Source organism: Caulobacter sp. GW821-FHT09A05, assembly GCF_059418465.1.
Genome location: NZ_JBWKPX010000021.1, coordinates 23,045 through 39,150, shown reverse-complemented (window position 1 = coordinate 39,150; position 16,106 = coordinate 23,045). Strand labels below are relative to the sequence as shown.

Below are 16,106 nucleotides of genomic sequence, written 5' to 3'. Positions count from 1 at the left end.
CTCTCGGAGTTCAGGATGACCAAGAGTTCCAAGCGCGGCGTCAGCCGCCGTCGGCTTTTCTCGATCGGCGGCGGCGCGATCGCCGCGTCGGGCGTCGCCGCCTTGACGCCGCCCGGCGCCAAGGCCGACCAGCCGTCGGCCGCCGACGCGAGCCGCGTCACGGCGACCGAGGGCACCAACATCTGCGCGGCGGTCTCGCCCGACGGCAAGACTATCGCCTTCGACGTCTACGCCATGCTGTGGCTGGTCCCGATCGAGGGCGGGGCGGCCAGGCGGCTGACCGACGAAATCTACGAGATCGCCCAGCCCGACTGGTCGCCGGACGGCAAGACCATCGCCTTCCAGTCCTATCGCGACGGCAACTTCCACGTCTGGACCATCGGCGCGGACGGGACGGGCCTGAAACAACTGACCAAGGGCGTGTTCGACTGCCGCGAGCCGCGCTGGTCGCCGGACGGCAAGACGATCGCCTTTTCGTCCGACCGGGGCGGGCGCTACGGCGTGCACCTGCTGGAGGTCGCCAGCGGCCAGGTCACCGCTTTCAGCTCAGGTCCCGGCGACGAGTTCGAGCCTTCCTGGGCCCCGGACGGCAAGAGCCTCGCCTTCACGGTCGACAAGGTCCGGATCGACGTCCAGGGCCTGGACGGCGCGCGGCGGACGGTGGCCAAGGTCAAGGCCTCGGCCGACCGCTTCAACGCCGCCTCGGTCGCCAGCCCGGCCTTCACGCCGGACGGCCGGGAGGTGGTCTTCACCGCCATCGAGAACGGCAAGGCCGAGCTGCGCAACGCCGCTGGCGTGGTCGTCCAGGGCGAGGACGTCTTTCCGTTCCGCGTCGCGTGGCTGCCGTCCGGCGAACTGCTCTACACCGCCGACGGCCAGATCAAGCGCCGCGCGCCCGGGGGCGCGGTCAAGTCCGTCGCCTTCGCGGCCACGGTCCCCGTCCTGACGCCGCGCTACACCAAGAAAAGCCGCGACTTCCTGTCGGCCAGGACCCGGCCGGTGGTCGGGATCGGTAGTCCAGCCCTGTCGCCGGACGGCCGCCAAGTGGTGTTCCGGGCGCTGAACGACCTCTACCTGCTCGACATCGGCGGCGGGCCGGCCAGGCCGCTGATCAACGACGCCTTCAGCAAGGTCGATCCGGCCTGGTCGCCCGACGGCAAGACCCTGGCCTATTCGACCGACAAGGGCGGCTCGCTGGACCTCTGGCTGCGCGACATGGCCACCGGCGCCACCAGGCAGCTCACCCATTTTGACGGCGCGGCGGTGTCCAGCGCCTGGTCGCGCGATGGCAAGTCGATCGCCTTCCTCAGCCAGAACGGCGGCCTGTTCGTCGCCGACGCCGCGACCGGCGAGACCCGCCGGCTGTACGGCGACCTCTGGGAGCCCGGCAAGCCGACCTGGGGACCGGGCGACAGGACCATCGCCTACGCCGCCTTCAAGCCGTACTCGGCCCGCTTCCGCGAGGGGCTGAGCGAGATACTGACCGTGGATATCGCCAGCGGAAAGGGGACCTACGCCCCAATCCTGCCGGACCGTTCGCTGGGCACGCGCGGCGACGACGGTCCGGCCTGGTCGCCGGACGGCAAGAGCCTGGCCTATGTCTTCGCCAGCCGGCTGCACGTCTCGCCCGTGGACGAGGCCGGCAAGCTGCTGGGCCCGCCCAAGCCGCTCAACGACGAGGTGACCGACGCCGTCAGCTGGAGCGGCGACGGCAGGACCCTGATCTATCTTTCCGCGGGTCAGCTGAAGCTGATTCCGGCCGCCGGCGGCGCGCCCAGGCTCGTTCCGCATGGCCTGACCTGGGCCAATGTCCGGCCCAAGGGGCGGATGGTGGTCCGCGCCGCGCGCCTGTGGGACGGCAAGTCGCCGACCTTGCGCGAGAATGTCGACGTCCTGATCTCGGACGGCCGCATCGCGGGGGTCGCGCCCAAGGGCGAGGTGACGGCCGACGTGAAGGTCGTCGAGGCGCCGACCGGCACGGTGATGCCCGGCCTGATCGACATGCACACGCACCGCCAGATGCAGGGCTACGGCTATGGCGACCGGGAGGGGCGGCTGTGGCTGTCGCTGGGGGTGACCACGACCCGCTCGCCCGGCGGCCCGGCCTATCACACGGTCGAGGACCAGGAGGCGATCGAGTCGGGCAAACGGATCGGCCCGCGCTACTACGCCACCGGCGAGGCGATCGACGGCTCACGGATCTTCTACAACTTCATGCGGCCCGTCACCGAGCCCGGCCAGATGGCGCTGGAGTTGAAGCGGGTCGAGGCGCTATCGTACGACCTGATCAAGACCTATGTCCGACTGTCGGGCGAACGCCAGAAGGAGGTCATCGCCTGGGCCCACGCCAAGGGCCTGCCGCTGACCTCGCACTACCACTATCCGGCCTTGGGCCTGGGGATGGACGGCATGGAGCACCTGGGCGCGACCAGCCGAACCGGCTATTCGCGCACGGTCAGCGCGCTGGGGAACATCTACCAGGACGTCAACGCCGCCTTCGTGGCCAGCAAGGCCGCGCGGACGCCGACCCTGTTCACCTCGACGGCCCTGCTGGGCGACGACCGCTCGCTGGTCGACGATCCGCGCGTCAAGGCGCTCTACCCCCCGTGGGAGTATGCCCGCCTGCAGGAGCGCGCCAAGCAGATGGCGGCCATGGACCGGGCGCCGATCCTGGCCTCGCTGGCCCGCAACGTCGCCGAGGTGGCGCGCACCGTCCGGGCGGGCGGTCGCATCACCACCGGCACGGACTCGCCGATCGACTTCAACGCCGTCAGCCTGCACATGAACCTGCGGGCCATGGTCCGCTACGGCATGAGCCCGTTCGAGGCCCTGGTCACCGCCACCAGCGCCTCGGGCGCGTATCTGGACGAGCCGCTGGGCGCGATCGCCACGGGCGCCTATGCCGACCTCGTCTGGGTGGACGGTGATCCGCTGGCCCGGATCGAGGACGCGGCCAAGGTCACGAAAGTGATCAAGCATGGCGAGGTCTACACGGTCGCCGACCTAGTCGGGCCTTTCGCGGACCACACGCAGCACGCCGCGCTCGACAGAGGGCGGCGCTTCGTGTGCGAAGCCTCGGCCGAATACTGGTGGCACGAGCCCGATTTCCTGGCCCAGGCCCGCGCCTCGTGCTGCGACGGCGCCTGCGGCTTCACGCCGACCTTCAGCCTTCAAGTCTAGGGGACGAGACGATGGGTATTTCGCGACGGCGCTTTCTGACGTCGGTGGGCAAGGCCGGCGGCTATGGCGCGCTCTACACCACCATGATGGGCATGGGCCTTCTGGCCGCGCCCCGGGCCTATGCCGGAGCGCCCAAGCTGGGCCTGGCCGGGGGCAAGGGCGCGTCGGTGGCGATCCTGGGGGCGGGCATCGCCGGCCTGGTCGCCGCCTACGAGCTGCGCAAGGCCGGCTACACGGTCACCGTGCTGGAAGCGCGCGAACGACCGGGCGGACGGGCGTGGTCGGTGCGCGCGGGCTCGAAGATCGTCCAGACGGGACGGCCCGACCAGACGGTCGACTGGGCGGCGGGCAAGAACGACTATTTCAACGCCGGCCCCGCCCGCATCCCGCAATGGCACCACGCCGTCCTCGGCTACTGCCAGGAGCTGGGCGTGCCGCTGGAGGTGATGGTCAACGCCAACCGCTCGGCCAAGCTGGACTTCGCCGGCCAGGTGGTCACCGAGCGCCAGGCGGTCAACGACACCCGCGGCGCCTTCACCGAGCTGCTGGCCAAGGCCGTGGACAAGGGCGCGCTGGACCAGGAGCTGACCGGCGTCGATAAGCAGAAGCTGCTGGGCTACCTCTCGGCCTATGGTGACCTGTCGAAGAACACCTACGAGGGCTCGACCCGGGCCGGCTTCCTGGCCTCGCCAGGCGGCTACGACCATCCACCCAAGGGCGGGCCGCCGTTGCGCATGGCCGACATGATGAAGGCGCGGTTCTGGGGCGCCAGCCTGATCTTCGAGGAGATCATCGACATGCAGGCCACCATGCTGCAGCCGGTGGGCGGCATGGACCGGATTTCCTATGCGCTCTACGAGGCGGTCAAGCCGGCCGTGAAGTTCGAGGCGGTGGTCAAAGAACTGCGCAAGACCTCGAAAGGCGTGAAGATCGTCTATGCCGACAAGGCCGGCGCGCAGACGCTGGAGGCCGACTACTGCATCTGCACCATCCCGCTGCCGGTGCTGGCCAAGATCCCGTCCGACTTCGCGCCGCGCGTGAAGCAGGCGATCGCGGCGGCCGAGTACCACCATGGCACCAAGGTGGCCTGGGAGAGCCGGCGGTTCTGGGAGCAGGACGACTTCCAGTACGGGGGCCTGGGCTGGACCGACGAGGCCAACGAGCTGGTCTGGTATCCCAGCGGCGGCATCGGCGAGAAGACCGGAATCCTGGTCGGGGCCTATTCGATCGGCTTCTCGGGCCCCGACGCGCCGCCGAAATACGCGGCCATGTCGTTCGAGGAGCGCTTCGCCGTCTCGCGCCGGGTGATCGACAAGTTCCATCCCGGACACGGCCAGGAGCTGACCAAACCCTTCACCGTCTCGTGGATGCAGACGCCCTACAGCGAGGGCGTGGCCGTGGGCTGGAAGGAGGAGCAGCGGGCCACCGACTACGCCGAGCTCTGCAAGCCCGACGGCGCTTTCTACTTCGCCGGCGAGCACATGAGCTACATCAACGCCTGGCAGGAGGGCGCGGCCCTGTCGGCCCACGAGGCGCTGAAGCTGATCCAGGCGCGGGTGTCGGCGGCGTAGGCCGGCTCTTCCTCCCGGCCTGGAACAGCGCCTAGGCGCCGAACGGCGGGGTTCGGCGCGGCTTCCAAACGCTGGCGGCCAGCAGAAGGCCGGTCAGGACCAGGGCGGCGTCGATGATCCAGGCCACCGGATCGGCCATCCGCGCGCCGTGCGCAACGATGTGGGCCAGGGCGGTGAGCCCCAGCAAGGACGCTGTGGCCAAGCGCAACCGAAGCGAGAGGGCGGCGGGGCTCCACAAGACCGCCGCGCCGCTCGCCGCGAAGGTGGCGATCAACCAGGTCGTCACGGGCGCGACGGGTAGGACCAGGGCCGTGAGGGCCGAGACGGCGTAGGCGAACGGCTGGCTCCAGACGAAGGCGACCCACACGCGTTCCCAGCGCGGGGCGGGGCGACCCTTGTCGCGGCGGCGCGCCAGCCAGATGGCGACGCCGCTGGAGGTCACGGCGGTCAGGCCCAGGCCCAGCAGCAGATAGGCGACCTTGACCGGCCAGCCGCCGAACCAGCCGAAGTGCAGAGGCGTCATCGCCGACAGCACCTTCTGGCCCACATTGCCGGTCTCATAGCCGACCGAGCCCCGCAGCTTGGCGTCGCCGTCGACGATGTAGACCTCGCCACGCGACAGGCGCCCGGCCGAGGCGGCGCCGACGCTGGCGTGCTGGCCGCGCTCGCCCGGATGTTCGATGAACAGGTAGGTTGGCCGCGCCTCGGGGTGGGCGGCGCGCAGGGCGACCAGGACCTTGGCCACGTCGAGGACGGGCGCCGGGCGGGGATCGTCGGCGACCTTGGGGCCGGCAAACAGGGCATAGGCCTTGCTGGTGTCGCCCTTGAAGGTGGCCAGGGCCAGGACGCCGACGATGATCACGGTCAGGCCCAGGAAGGCCCCCGTCAGCGACACCACCAGGTGGAAGGGCAGGCCCCAGACGCTGATGCGGTTGTGAAGATCGGCCTCCTGCAAACGCTTTGAGCCGCCCCAGCGGAAGGCGAAGGCGTCCTTGAACACGCGCGGATGCGACAGGACGCCGGAGATCAGCGACGACAGCAGCGCCACGCCGGTGAGCCCGACCAGGAAGCCGCCCCACGCGCGGGGCAGGTGCAGCATGGTGTGCAGGTCGGCCTGGAACTCGGTCCACGGGGTCTTTTGTTCGCCGACGATCGCACCGGCGGCGTTGGCGACGAAGGTGCGGTCCGCGCCCTTGGCGTCGTCCAGGTGCGCCGTCAGGCGCGGGCGGGCCGGTTCGGGTAACTGGACGAAGATGTCGTGGGCCTTGGGATGGACGGCCAGGGCCTCGCGGAAGACCCGGTTGGCGGCCTGGGGCGAGGCCTCGTGCAGCACCGGTCCGGCGGGCTGCTCCCAGCGGCCGAACTCCTGGGTGAGGACGGCGATCGAGCCGGAGAAGCAGACCAGATAGATCAGGGCCGCGAACGCCAGGCCCAGGGCCGAGTGACCGGCCAGCATGGCGCGCACGAACGCCGCGGGGATCCTGGGCCAGATCGGCTTGCCGGCGGCCTTGGGCTCGGTGGCGGGGCTTGTGGAGCCGTCCATCACAACGCTCCCTTCAGGAAGGCCGCGCCCAGGGTGAGGATCGAGACGCCGGTCAGCACGGCGGTAGCGCGTAGGATCTTGTCGTCGGAAAGGGTCCAGGCCATGCCGCCGGCCCACAGGAACGGCACCATCAGGCCGCCGATCACCATCCGGCTCTGCACCGCGCCGGGCGCGCAGATGGCTATGGCCAGGCCACAGCCCAGGGCGGCGACGCCGGCCAGCGGACCGGCCAGGACGCCGCGCAGCCAACCGCGCCAGGCGATGCGGCGCCGCTCGGACGGCTCGAGGGCCAGCTCGCGCGGGACCTTCTTCCTGGCGTCGCGCAGCTCGACGCCGGCCGTCACCAGGGCCAGCGCGACCGTTGAACCAAGGGCCAGCACGATCGCGGGGCCGCGCGCGCCGCCCAGCAGGAAGCCGCTGGCTACCAGGGTCGCCGCCAGCAATGTCCAGGCGCCGGCGATCAGCCTGGGGCGACCCGGGCCGCCGCGTCTCCAGGCCCGGCGCAGCATCAGGACCGCCGCCGCCGTCAGAGGCGTCAGCGCCAGACCGACCAGGGCGCTGGAGGCCAGCGGGCCGGTCACCAGCGGGTCTCCAGCGAAACGCCGATCACGCGTGGGTCGCCGAGCAGGGCGATGTTGTCGGAAGGGCGCTGGTACTGGGCGTACTTCTTGTCGAGCAGGTTCTTGCCGAACAGGTAGACGCTCCAGTGCTCGCGCTCGTAGCCGAACCGGCCGTTGACCAGGGCGCGGGCCTTCACCAGGTCCTCGGTCGCCTGGTTGATGTCGGCCTGGGAATAGACCCGCGAGCGGTAGTTGGCGTTGAGGTTGGCTACCAGACCGTTGTCCCAGCGGTAGTCGGCGCCGGCGCTCAGGGTCCAGTGCGGCGCATAGGGGAACTCCGCGCCCGTCAGGTCGGCCGAGGTCGCGCCGACCTTGACGTTGAAGTCGTCGAACCTGGTGCGGGTGTGGCCCACCGAGCCGTACCAGCTGAAGCGCGGCGTCACCGACTGCGAGACCTCCAGCTCGAAACCGTAGAGGTGCGACTTGCCGGCGTTGACCACTTGGTAGTCGTAGGCGTTGAGGCCCAGATAGACGACGACCTGCTGGTCCTTCCAGTCGGTGTAGTAGGCGTTGGCGTTGATTGTCAGGGTGTCGTCCAGCCACGAGGTGCGCAGCGAGGCCTCGTAGTTCCAGGTGTATTCCGGATCGTAGGGCGCGACGGACGAGCGGGCGATGTTGACCATCTGGCCGCCCGAGCGATAGCCGCGCTGGGCGGTCAGGCTGGTGGAGACGTCGTCGGTCCAGGCGTACTTGACGCCGATCTTGGGCAGCCACGCCTTGAACTCCCGGCTCGATTCCGGGGCCGAGGCGCCGGCCTGGGCCACCATGCCGGAGACGAAGGCGTTCACGGTCGGCACGAAGGGCTGGTAGGGCGCGGGGAAGGCCGACGGCGAGGGAAGGGGCGAGGCCAGCCCCGCGGTCGCCGTGCTGCTGCTGGTGTTCTTCTCGCGGTCGTAGCGCAGGCCGCCCAGCAGGCTCAGCCTGGACGTCAGGGCGAAGCTGCCATCGAAGAACAGCGCGGTCGTCTCGATCGTCCCGGGATTGACCGAGGTGTAGTCGACCGGGATCACCGGGAAGGCGGCGGCGTAGCGGGTCGAGAAGTCGGCGGCGGTGGCCGCCGCGAGACCCTGGGAATAGCCCATGCCGACCAGGGTCTGGGTCATCACCGCCGTCAGGGTCGAGGTGGGGAACTCGACATTGGTCAGGCTGGCGGTGTCCAGGTCGCTGTCGCGCTTGGCGTGATAGAAGCCGAGCAGGCCCTTGAGCCGATCGCCGGCGTAGTTCAGCCGCAACTCCTGCGAGGCGGTCCTGGCCGTATCGTCGCGCTGGCCGTAACCGATGCGCGCCGGGAGATAGTCGGTGTCATATTGGCCGATCTCGTGCAGCGTGTTCCACGAGGCGATACCCGTGGCCGTCAGCCGGTCGTTCAGCCTGTAGCTCGTTTCGAGCGTGAAGATCTCGGTCTTGGAATTGGACGTCTGCGGATCGCCGGAGGTGTCGACCCGGTGGTCGTAGTAATCCGGCGTGTCGGTGCGCGAGTAGGTGTAGACGTAGCCGGCGTCCCGCTTGAAGTGGCTGTAGGTGGCCAGGACCTTCAGGCCGGGCAGGGCCGTCGGGGTCAGCAACACCTTGCCGCGGATGTTGAAGATGTCCGCGGCGCTGGCGTCCACGTGGCGGGTCGGATTGTAGGTGAAGCCGTCGCTGGACTTGTCCTCGACCGCCAGGCGGAACGCCAGTTGGTCAGCGATGATCGGACCGCCGCCCGCGAAGGCGATCGAGCGCGCGTCGCCGCTGGCGGCTTCCACGCGGGCCTTGAAGCCGTAGGTGAAGGTCGGGTCGGTGGAACGGATGACCACCGCACCGGCCAGGGCGTTGCGGCCTTGCAAGGTGGATTGCGGGCCGCGCAGCACCTCGACCTGGCCGATGTCCCACATTTCCAGGGGGCCGCTGTAGGCGGCCGCGTCCGGAAGCGCCGCGCCGTCGAGATAGATGGTCGCCAGGCCGCTGGAGCCGCCGCCCGAGACGTTGGTGTTGGACACGCCCCGGATGGTGAAGCCGCTCTTGCCGTAGGTGTCGCTCATGTTGGCGGTGCGATTGACCACGTCGAAGAAGGTCTGCAGGTGCTCGCGCTCGATCGTGCGGGCCGTGGTCACCGCGACGCTGGTGGTCGTCTCCTGGAGGCCACGGGAGGACTTCTCGCCGGTGACGACCACCGCCTCGACGGCGGTCGCCCGTTCGTCGGCGGCGGGGACGTCGGCGATCTCGGCGGCGGCGCCCTGGGCGAACGCCCATGCGCCGATCGCGCTGGCCATCAGTAGTCGTTGTCTCACCCAAGCCCCCGTCAAAGAATGAGGGCAGGTACGCTGTGATAATAATGCGAGTCAATCGCATTTATGGATGGCTTGTTGGCCGAGATCGATCGCGGACGATCGAACGGGTCAATGGCCGCCTGTTGGAGCGTTCCAGGGCCTGCTCCTCGGCGGGGCTCGCCAATGCGAGCGTCGAGCCCCGCGAGGACAACCTGTGGCGGCCGCTCGGTCCTAGAACTTGCGGCTCAAGCTCAAGCCCCATTCGCGGGGGCGTCCGAAGCTGGCCTCCTTCAGTCCAAAGCCGCTTGAGGCGTTGCCGGACACCATGTAGCGCTCGTTCGAAAGGTTCGAGCCGAATAGGGCCGCCTGCCAAACCCGATCGGGCGAGGCGTAGGCCAGCCGCGCGCCGAACAGATCGTAGGCCGGCTGTGTCAGAGCCGGATCGTTGGCCACGTCGTTGTAGACGGTGCTGTAGTGCGTCCAGTCGACTCGGGCGGTCAGGCGGCCGCCGCCCGGCAGCTCGCGGCCGTACTCGACCCCGCTGTTCAGCGTCCACTTGGGCGCCTTGACGAAGTGGGTGGCCAGGGTGATCGGCAGCACCTGACCCGCCGCCAGGCCGGCGCCGACCTCGGTATATTTGGCGTCCATGTAGCCGCCGCCGAAGTTGAAGCTCCAATTGGCGGTCGGCTTGGCCTGCAGTTCGACCTCGACGCCCTTGACCTCGCCCGCCGCGGCGTTGGCCACGAAGTTGCGGGGCGTCTGGTTCACCGTGACCTGGATATCCTGATAGTCGCTGAAATAGCCGGCGACATTGAGGATCAGGCGACGGTCCAGCCAGGCGGTCTTGGCGCCCGCCTCGTAGGTCAGCAGGGTCTCGGGCTGATACTCGGTCACTTCGCTGGCGTCGTTCAGGGGCCGGGCGTTGTAGCCGCCGCTCTTGAAGCCCTTGCCGACGGAAGCATAGAGCAGGACGTCGGGCGTGGCCTTGAACTCCAGCCCGACCTTGGGCGTGAACGAGTTCCACGACCCGCTCGGGCTCACCCGGGCGATGACGCCGCCGTCGCGGATGCGGCGGTGGTCCAGCACATAGTCCTTCTCGTCGCGATTGTAGCGAGCGCCGACGGTGGCGCTGAGCCGATCGGTCAGGGTCAGGCTGCCCTGGGCGAACAGGGCGTAGGTGGTGCTGGTCACCTTGGTGTAGACCGCCGCCGAGGGGCTGTAGGGCGGTGGCGAGACGCCGGGGGCCAGGCCGAGCGCCAGCTTGGCGTAGCCGGAATCGGTGCCGCGCTCGCGGAAGACATAGGCGCCGGTCACCCAGGTCAGACGCTCGCCGAACGACTGGCCGCTCAGCTGGAATTCCTGGCTGTACTGGGCCTGGACGTCGTGGTTGAAAGTCTCGCGGAAGGTGAAGGGCGTGTTGTCGCCGTCGCGGGCGAAGGTCGCCTTCAGGCCGCGCACGGCCGTGATGCTCTTGAAGCTGATCTCGCCGAGGTTCCAGTCCACGGTCGCCGAACCGCCCCACAGATCCAGGTCGTTGATGTTGGGGCCCGTGCCGTAGGTCGTGAATGGGCTCTCCGTCAGGAACGAGGGGTTCAGGGTCTTGGCGCCGTTCGGCGCGGTGATCCCCAGCCCGGGCGCGACATAGGTGTTGAAGTTGGTCATGAACGGTCCGACCGCGAAGCCCGGGACGGCGCCGATCACCAGCAGCTTCTGCGGCGCGGAATGCTCCCGCGCCCGGGTGTAGTCCGCCGACAGGCTGACGGTCACCGCGTCGGACGCTTCCCAGCGCAGTTGGGCGCGGGCGGCGGTGGCGTTGCGGTCGCCCAGGTCGTCGCCGGTCAGCAGCCGCTCGCCATAGCCGTCGCGGGTCAGGCGGGCGGCGGACAGCCGGGCCGAGACCTTTTCGCCCAGCGGAATGTCGACGTGGCCCTTGACGTCAAGCCGGTCATAGCTGCCGGTCACGCCCTCGACCTGGCCAGCGAAGGTATCGCCAGGTTGCGCGGTGGTGATGATGACCGCCCCGCCGATGGTGTTCTTGCCGAACAGCGTGCCCTGCGGCCCGCGCAGCACCTCGATGCGGCTGACGTCGAAGGCGTCCAGCGTGCCGCCGATCGAGCGGGCGTAGTAGACGCCGTCGACATAGACGCCGACGCCCGGGTCGCTGAAGATGGCGAAGTCGTTCTGGCCGACGCCCCGGATGAAGACGGTGGCGTTGTAGTTGCCGCCGCTCAACGCCGCCGCGCCGTCGAAGCGGACGCTGGGGGCGAACTTGGCGATCTGGTCGACGCTTTCGACGCCTCGGCTCTCCAGCGCCTCGCCGGCCAGGGCGGTGACGGCGACGGGGGTGTCCTGCAGCCGCTCCTCGCGCCGGCGGGCGGTGACGACCACTTCCTCGATCTGGACCGCGGGCGCAGCGGTTTGGTCGGCGGCCTGGGCGAAGGCGGGCGACGCGATCGCCTGGGCTCCGGCGGCGGCGCAGACCAGCAGGCCTCCGGCGCGCAGGCGGCCGGAGATATCCCTATTCCTGGGCATCTGTTTCCTCCTCGTACGTCGATGTTTTTCTCGACGAACCCCCAAGCGTCCGCCGGCACGCGTACTTTGTTATGTGTACTAATTGTTTCAGATCATGATTGTATGACACATTCAATCGATCATGAGCGAGCTGATCGCCATTCGAAGAACATTGTTGCGCGACGGCCACGGGCGCGGACCCGGTGATGATCAGGCGCATCGCCGGAACGGCGGCCATGAACACGGCGAGGGCGCGCCGACGCCCCGGCGCGAATCCGCGCGGCGTGGTACGAAGTTCGGAAAGACGGGAAGACGCGGGAATGATCGACGCGAGCGAGGGGAGGGAAGCGATCGGCGAGGGCGTCTCGCTGGGCGGCCTGGAGACCACCGTCGGCTTCCTGCTGCGCCTGGCTCAGGTGGCGGTGTTCAAGGACCTGCTGGCCGCGCTGAAGGCCTTCGACTTGCGCGTCACCGATCTGTCCGTGCTGCTTGTCATCGAGGCCACGCCCGGCCTCCAGCAGCGCGCCATCGGCGAGGTGCTGCGCATCCAGCGCCCGAACCTGGTGACCATCATCGACCAGCTGGAGGCCCGTGGGCTGGTGCGGCGAGGCGCGGTTCCAACGGATCGCCGCGCCTACGCCCTGTCGCTGACGTCGGAGGGCGAGGCGCTGCTGCGAAAGGCCAAGATCGCGCACGCCCAGCACGACCGCAAGGTCCTGGACGCCCTCGGCGATCTCGACAAGGCGCGGATGCTGGCCGCGCTGGAGCGGATCGCCGCCCTCTGATCGGGAAGAGCCTCAATCCTCCGAACGCGGGCGTGTCGCCAGCCAGAGGCTGACCAAGCCGCCCACGGCGATGACCGGTAGCAGCGCCAGCAGCACCTGGTTGGAAGATCCGCCGGCGCCGATCAGGACGGCGGCCAGCAATGGGCCGGCCGCCGAGCCGAGCCGTCCCATGACCACGGCCGCGCCGACGCCCGTGCCGCGCAGACGGGCCGGATAGAAGCCCGGCGCCAGGCCATAGACCACCGATTGGACACCCGACACGGTGGCGCCCAGCGCCGCGCCGACCACAAGGAAGACCACCAGCGAGGCCGGCGCGCCCGCCGCCGCCGTCACGGCCGCCGCCGACGCGCCGAACGCGCCCAGGATCGTCAGCGTGCGCCGGCGGCGATGATCCATCAGCCAGCCCGTGGCGACGCTGCCGGCCGCGCCCGCCAGGTTGAAGGTCATCTGGATGAGGCCGGCGTCGGAACGGCTCAGGCCTCGACCGATCATCAGCGACGGCAGCCAGCTGAGCAGCAGGTACATGATCAGCAGGGCCAGGAAGAACGCGATCCACAGCAGCAGCGTCGTCGGACCTCGGCCATCGCCGGTCAGCGCTTCGACGAAGCCGGATTTCTGATCCTCGGGCGTCGAGGTCTCGGCCTTGGGCGGGTTGGGCAGCAGAGCTATGGCCAGCAGCATGGCCAGCAGCGGTCCGACGCCGCCGACATAGAAGATCATGCGCCAGTCGGAAGGCTCGGCCCCGGCCAGGCTCACGAGACTGGCCAGGGCGCCGCCGCAGGGCATGCCCGCGTAGAGGAAGCCGACGGCGCGCCCACGCAACTTGGGCGAAACGCTCTCGGCGACGATGGCGATCAGGTTGGGCAGGGCGCCGCCCAGGCCGACGCCGGTCAGGAAACGGGCGATCAGCAGGCTGTTCAGGTCATGGGCCAGGCCCGTGGCGATCGACAACACGCCGAAAGCCGCCACCGAGACCAGGAGCGTGGCCTTGCGGCCGAAGCGGTCGGAGAGCCGCCCGCCGATGGCGGCGCCGGCCATCAGGCCGAACGTGCTGATGCTGAAGAACCAGCCGAGGTGCTCGGGCGTCAAGCCGAGATCGGGCGCCAGGCGTGGCGCGGCGACGCCGGCGGCCTGGAGGTCGAACCCCTCGAACACGGCGAGAAGGCAGCAGATCGCCACGGCGATCAGGCCGCCATTGGCTCGGGACGCGGTTTGGTCGCCGGTGGTCATCGGGTCTCCTGATGTTTCCTCGATGTCGAACTTCGGGGTCCGATCTTTGGTGAATGCCTGCGCCGATCAGCCGAGTTCGGAGATGATCTCCGCGGCCTCGGCGAAGGCGGTGTTGGCGGCGGGGACGCCGGCATAGATGGCGATCTGCATCAGCGTCTCCTTGAGCTCGTCCTGGGTGAAGCCGCCCTGTTCGAGGCCGGCGCGGACATGGAGGCGGAATTCTTCCCAGCGGGCCAGGCTGGCGCAGATCGCCAGCACCAGCAGGCGGCGGGTGCGGTGATCCAGGCCCGGACGGCCCCAGATCTCATTCCAGGCGTAGCGGGTGATCATCGCCTGGTAGTCGGCGGTGAACGCCGTGCGGTTGGCCAGGGAGCGCTCGACCCAGGCGTCGCCGAGAACCTTGCGCCGCGTGACGAGGCCGGCCTCGAACAGGGCGTCCTTGGCCTCCCGCTCGGCGGTCCCGTGCAGAACCTCGGCCAGGAAGCCGCGCACGGCGCCCGCGAAGGCGGCGGGCGCTTCCAGGCTGGGCAGGTGGGCGCCGTCGACAACGGCGTGGCGGGCGCCGGGAACGGCGGCGACGATCCGCTCCCCGTGGCCTTCGAACGGCGTGGCCGCATCCTTGGCGCCGGTCAGCACCAGGGTCGGCGCGGTGATGGCCGGCAGGCGGTCCAGCAGGGCCATGTCCCGGATCGCCGCGCCGCAGCCGCAATAGCCGTCGGGGTTCTGGGCCAGCATGCCGGTGCGGACGGTCTCGACCACTTCGGGATGCCAGGCGCGGAAACCCTCCGAGAAGAACCGGCCCAGCACCGCCTCGATGATCGCGCCCAGCCCCTCGGCGCGCACAAGGGCCAGCCGCTGGCTCCAGGTCGAGGGATCCATCGCCGGAGATGTGCAGGCCAGGACCAGGGCTTCCACGCGTTCCGGCGCCTTGGGCGCCAGCGCCATGGCGATCATGGCGCCCAGCGAGGTGCCGCAGATCGCCGCCTTGGTCGCGCCCGCCGCGTCCATCACCGCCAGTACGTCGTCGGCCAGCAGGTCCAGGCTGTAGTCGCCGGCAGGCGCGTCCGAGGCGCCATGGCCGCGCGTGTCGATCCGAAGAACGCGGAAATCGGGCGTCAGCAGCGGAATGACCGGATCGTACAGCGAAAGGTCGCAGCCGATGGAATTCAGCAGCACCAGGACCGGCTTGTCGGCCGCGCCGTCCGCCCGCCAGTAGATCCGGGCGCCTTGGGAGAGGGCGAAGGGCATCAGCGGTCCTTTCGGTGAGCGGCGAGCGCGCGCGCGACCAGCGCCTGGGACTCGCCGGTGTCGGTCCCGACCTCGACGGCGGCCAGGTTGGCGGCCATGCGGGCGGTGTCGACCTCCAGGCCCTCGATGACCGGGGCCATGGCCGTCAGCGCGCCGTGCGCCAGTTGGAAAAGATCGGCCAGCACCGGCGCCTCGGCCTGCCAGCCGCCCAGGCCGCGCTCGTGCTGCTGGGGCAGGGCGGCGATCATCGTGGCGGCCAGGTGCGGAGCCCGGATGGCGGCGGTCAGCGCGACCTGGCAGCCGGTCGGATTGCGCTTGTGGGCCATGGCGGACGAGCCGCCGCGCCCGGGAACGCGTGGCTCGAAGGCCTCGGCCACCTCGTTCTGGGCCAGCAGGGACAGGTCGCCGGCGATCTTGCCGACGGCGCCGACCAGGATGGCCAGGCTGGACGCCAGGCCCGCCAGGCCTTCGCGTCGCGCGTGCCAGGGCGCCTCCGCGGCCGGAAGGTCCAGGAGGATGGCGAGCCGCTCGATCACGGCCCGCGCCTGGCCGTCCAATCCGGCCAGCGAACCGGTCGCGCCGCCCAGTTGCAGCCGGATGGCCGAGGTCTCCCGTTCGAACCGTTCCAGAGCGCCATCCACCCCCCGCAGCCAGCCGGCGACCTTCAGGCCGAAGGTGATGGGCAGGGCGCCTTGCAACAGGGTGCGGCCCAGCATGGGCGTGGCCGCGTGGGTCTCGGCGAGGATCGCCAGGGCGTCCGCCAGGCGTCGGGCCTCGTCGACGATCAGCGCCGCGCCGGCCTTGGCCTGCAGCATCAGGGCTGTGTCGGCCAGGTCCTGGCTGGTCGCGCCCTTGTGGACGAGCCCGGCGATCCCGGGATCGGCGATCCGCTCGCGGATCAACGCGACCAGGGGGATCGCCAGGGCGCCGGCGTTGGCCGCCGCTTCCGCCAGGGCCTCGATGTCCGGAAGTTGCGCGCACGCGGTCGCGATCGTCTCGGCCGTCGAGGCCGGGATCAGGCCGATGTCGGCCTGGGCGCGAGCCAGCGCGGCCTCGAAGTTCAAGGCCGCGCGCAGCAACGCCTCGTCGCCGAACGCCGCCAGCATGGCCGGTGTCGAAGTCGGACGGTCGCGGATCAGGGACGGCAAGCGGCGACCTCCTGGGGTGGA

At 69.9% G+C, this 16,106-nt stretch carries 10 protein-coding genes; 3 read left to right on the top strand and 7 right to left on the bottom strand.

Annotated elements, in window-relative coordinates; translation table 11 throughout:
- The first annotated feature begins 15 nt into the window (after positions 1-15).
- Together AC07NX_RS18505 and AC07NX_RS18500 are read left to right on the top strand one after the other, a co-directional pair.
- Positions 16-3,180, top strand: coding sequence for an amidohydrolase family protein (locus AC07NX_RS18505; protein ID WP_494643771.1), 3,165 nt, complete (start codon positions 16-18; stop codon positions 3,178-3,180).
- An 11-nt stretch (positions 3,181-3,191) separates the two neighbouring features.
- Positions 3,192-4,751, top strand: coding sequence for a flavin monoamine oxidase family protein (locus tag AC07NX_RS18500; RefSeq protein WP_494643770.1), 1,560 nt, complete (start codon positions 3,192-3,194; stop codon positions 4,749-4,751).
- A gap of 31 nt (positions 4,752-4,782) precedes the next feature.
- Here the strand turns inward: AC07NX_RS18500 and AC07NX_RS18495 are convergent, their stop codons facing one another.
- From AC07NX_RS18495 to AC07NX_RS18480, 4 genes are all read right to left on the bottom strand, one after another.
- Positions 4,783-6,294 carry a PepSY-associated TM helix domain-containing protein gene (locus tag AC07NX_RS18495; protein WP_494643769.1) on the bottom strand — a complete coding sequence of 504 codons (1,512 nt, stop codon included), beginning with the start codon at positions 6,292-6,294 and terminating at the stop codon, positions 4,783-4,785.
- Entirely contained in the window at positions 6,294-6,875 is a 582-nt protein-coding gene (locus tag AC07NX_RS18490) for a hypothetical protein (RefSeq protein ID WP_494643767.1), read from the bottom strand. Before AC07NX_RS18490 ends, AC07NX_RS18495 begins: the two co-directional genes overlap by 1 nt.
- Positions 6,872-9,166, bottom strand: coding sequence for a TonB-dependent receptor (locus AC07NX_RS18485; RefSeq protein ID WP_494643765.1), 2,295 nt, complete (start codon positions 9,164-9,166; stop codon positions 6,872-6,874). The genes AC07NX_RS18490 and AC07NX_RS18485 overlap by 4 nt, the downstream gene beginning before the upstream one ends.
- A gap of 228 nt (positions 9,167-9,394) precedes the next feature.
- Positions 9,395-11,695 (bottom strand): TonB-dependent receptor, encoded by a 2,301-nt coding sequence (locus AC07NX_RS18480; protein WP_494643763.1) that lies wholly within the window; start codon positions 11,693-11,695, stop codon positions 9,395-9,397.
- A 299-nt stretch (positions 11,696-11,994) separates the two neighbouring features.
- Here AC07NX_RS18480 and AC07NX_RS18475 point away from each other — a divergent pair, with 299 nt between their 5' ends.
- Complete coding sequence (locus AC07NX_RS18475; protein ID WP_494643762.1) at positions 11,995-12,459, top strand: MarR family winged helix-turn-helix transcriptional regulator; 465 nt, start codon at positions 11,995-11,997, stop codon at positions 12,457-12,459.
- A 12-nt stretch (positions 12,460-12,471) separates the two neighbouring features.
- Here the strand turns inward: AC07NX_RS18475 and mhpT are convergent, their stop codons facing one another.
- The 3 genes from mhpT to pcaB form a co-directional block, all read right to left on the bottom strand.
- Positions 12,472-13,689, bottom strand: coding sequence for a 3-(3-hydroxy-phenyl)propionate transporter MhpT (gene mhpT / locus AC07NX_RS18470; protein WP_494643760.1), 1,218 nt, complete (start codon positions 13,687-13,689; stop codon positions 12,472-12,474).
- Positions 13,690-13,755: 66 nt separating this feature from the next.
- Positions 13,756-14,937, bottom strand: coding sequence for a bifunctional 3-oxoadipate enol-lactonase/4-carboxymuconolactone decarboxylase PcaDC (gene pcaDC / locus AC07NX_RS18465; protein ID WP_494643758.1), 1,182 nt, complete (start codon positions 14,935-14,937; stop codon positions 13,756-13,758).
- Positions 14,937-16,085: a 3-carboxy-cis,cis-muconate cycloisomerase gene (pcaB, locus tag AC07NX_RS18460; protein ID WP_494643756.1), complete on the bottom strand. Its 1,149-nt coding sequence runs from the start codon at positions 16,083-16,085 to the stop codon at positions 14,937-14,939. Before pcaB ends, pcaDC begins: the two co-directional genes overlap by 1 nt.
- Positions 16,086-16,106: the final 21 nt, after the last annotated feature.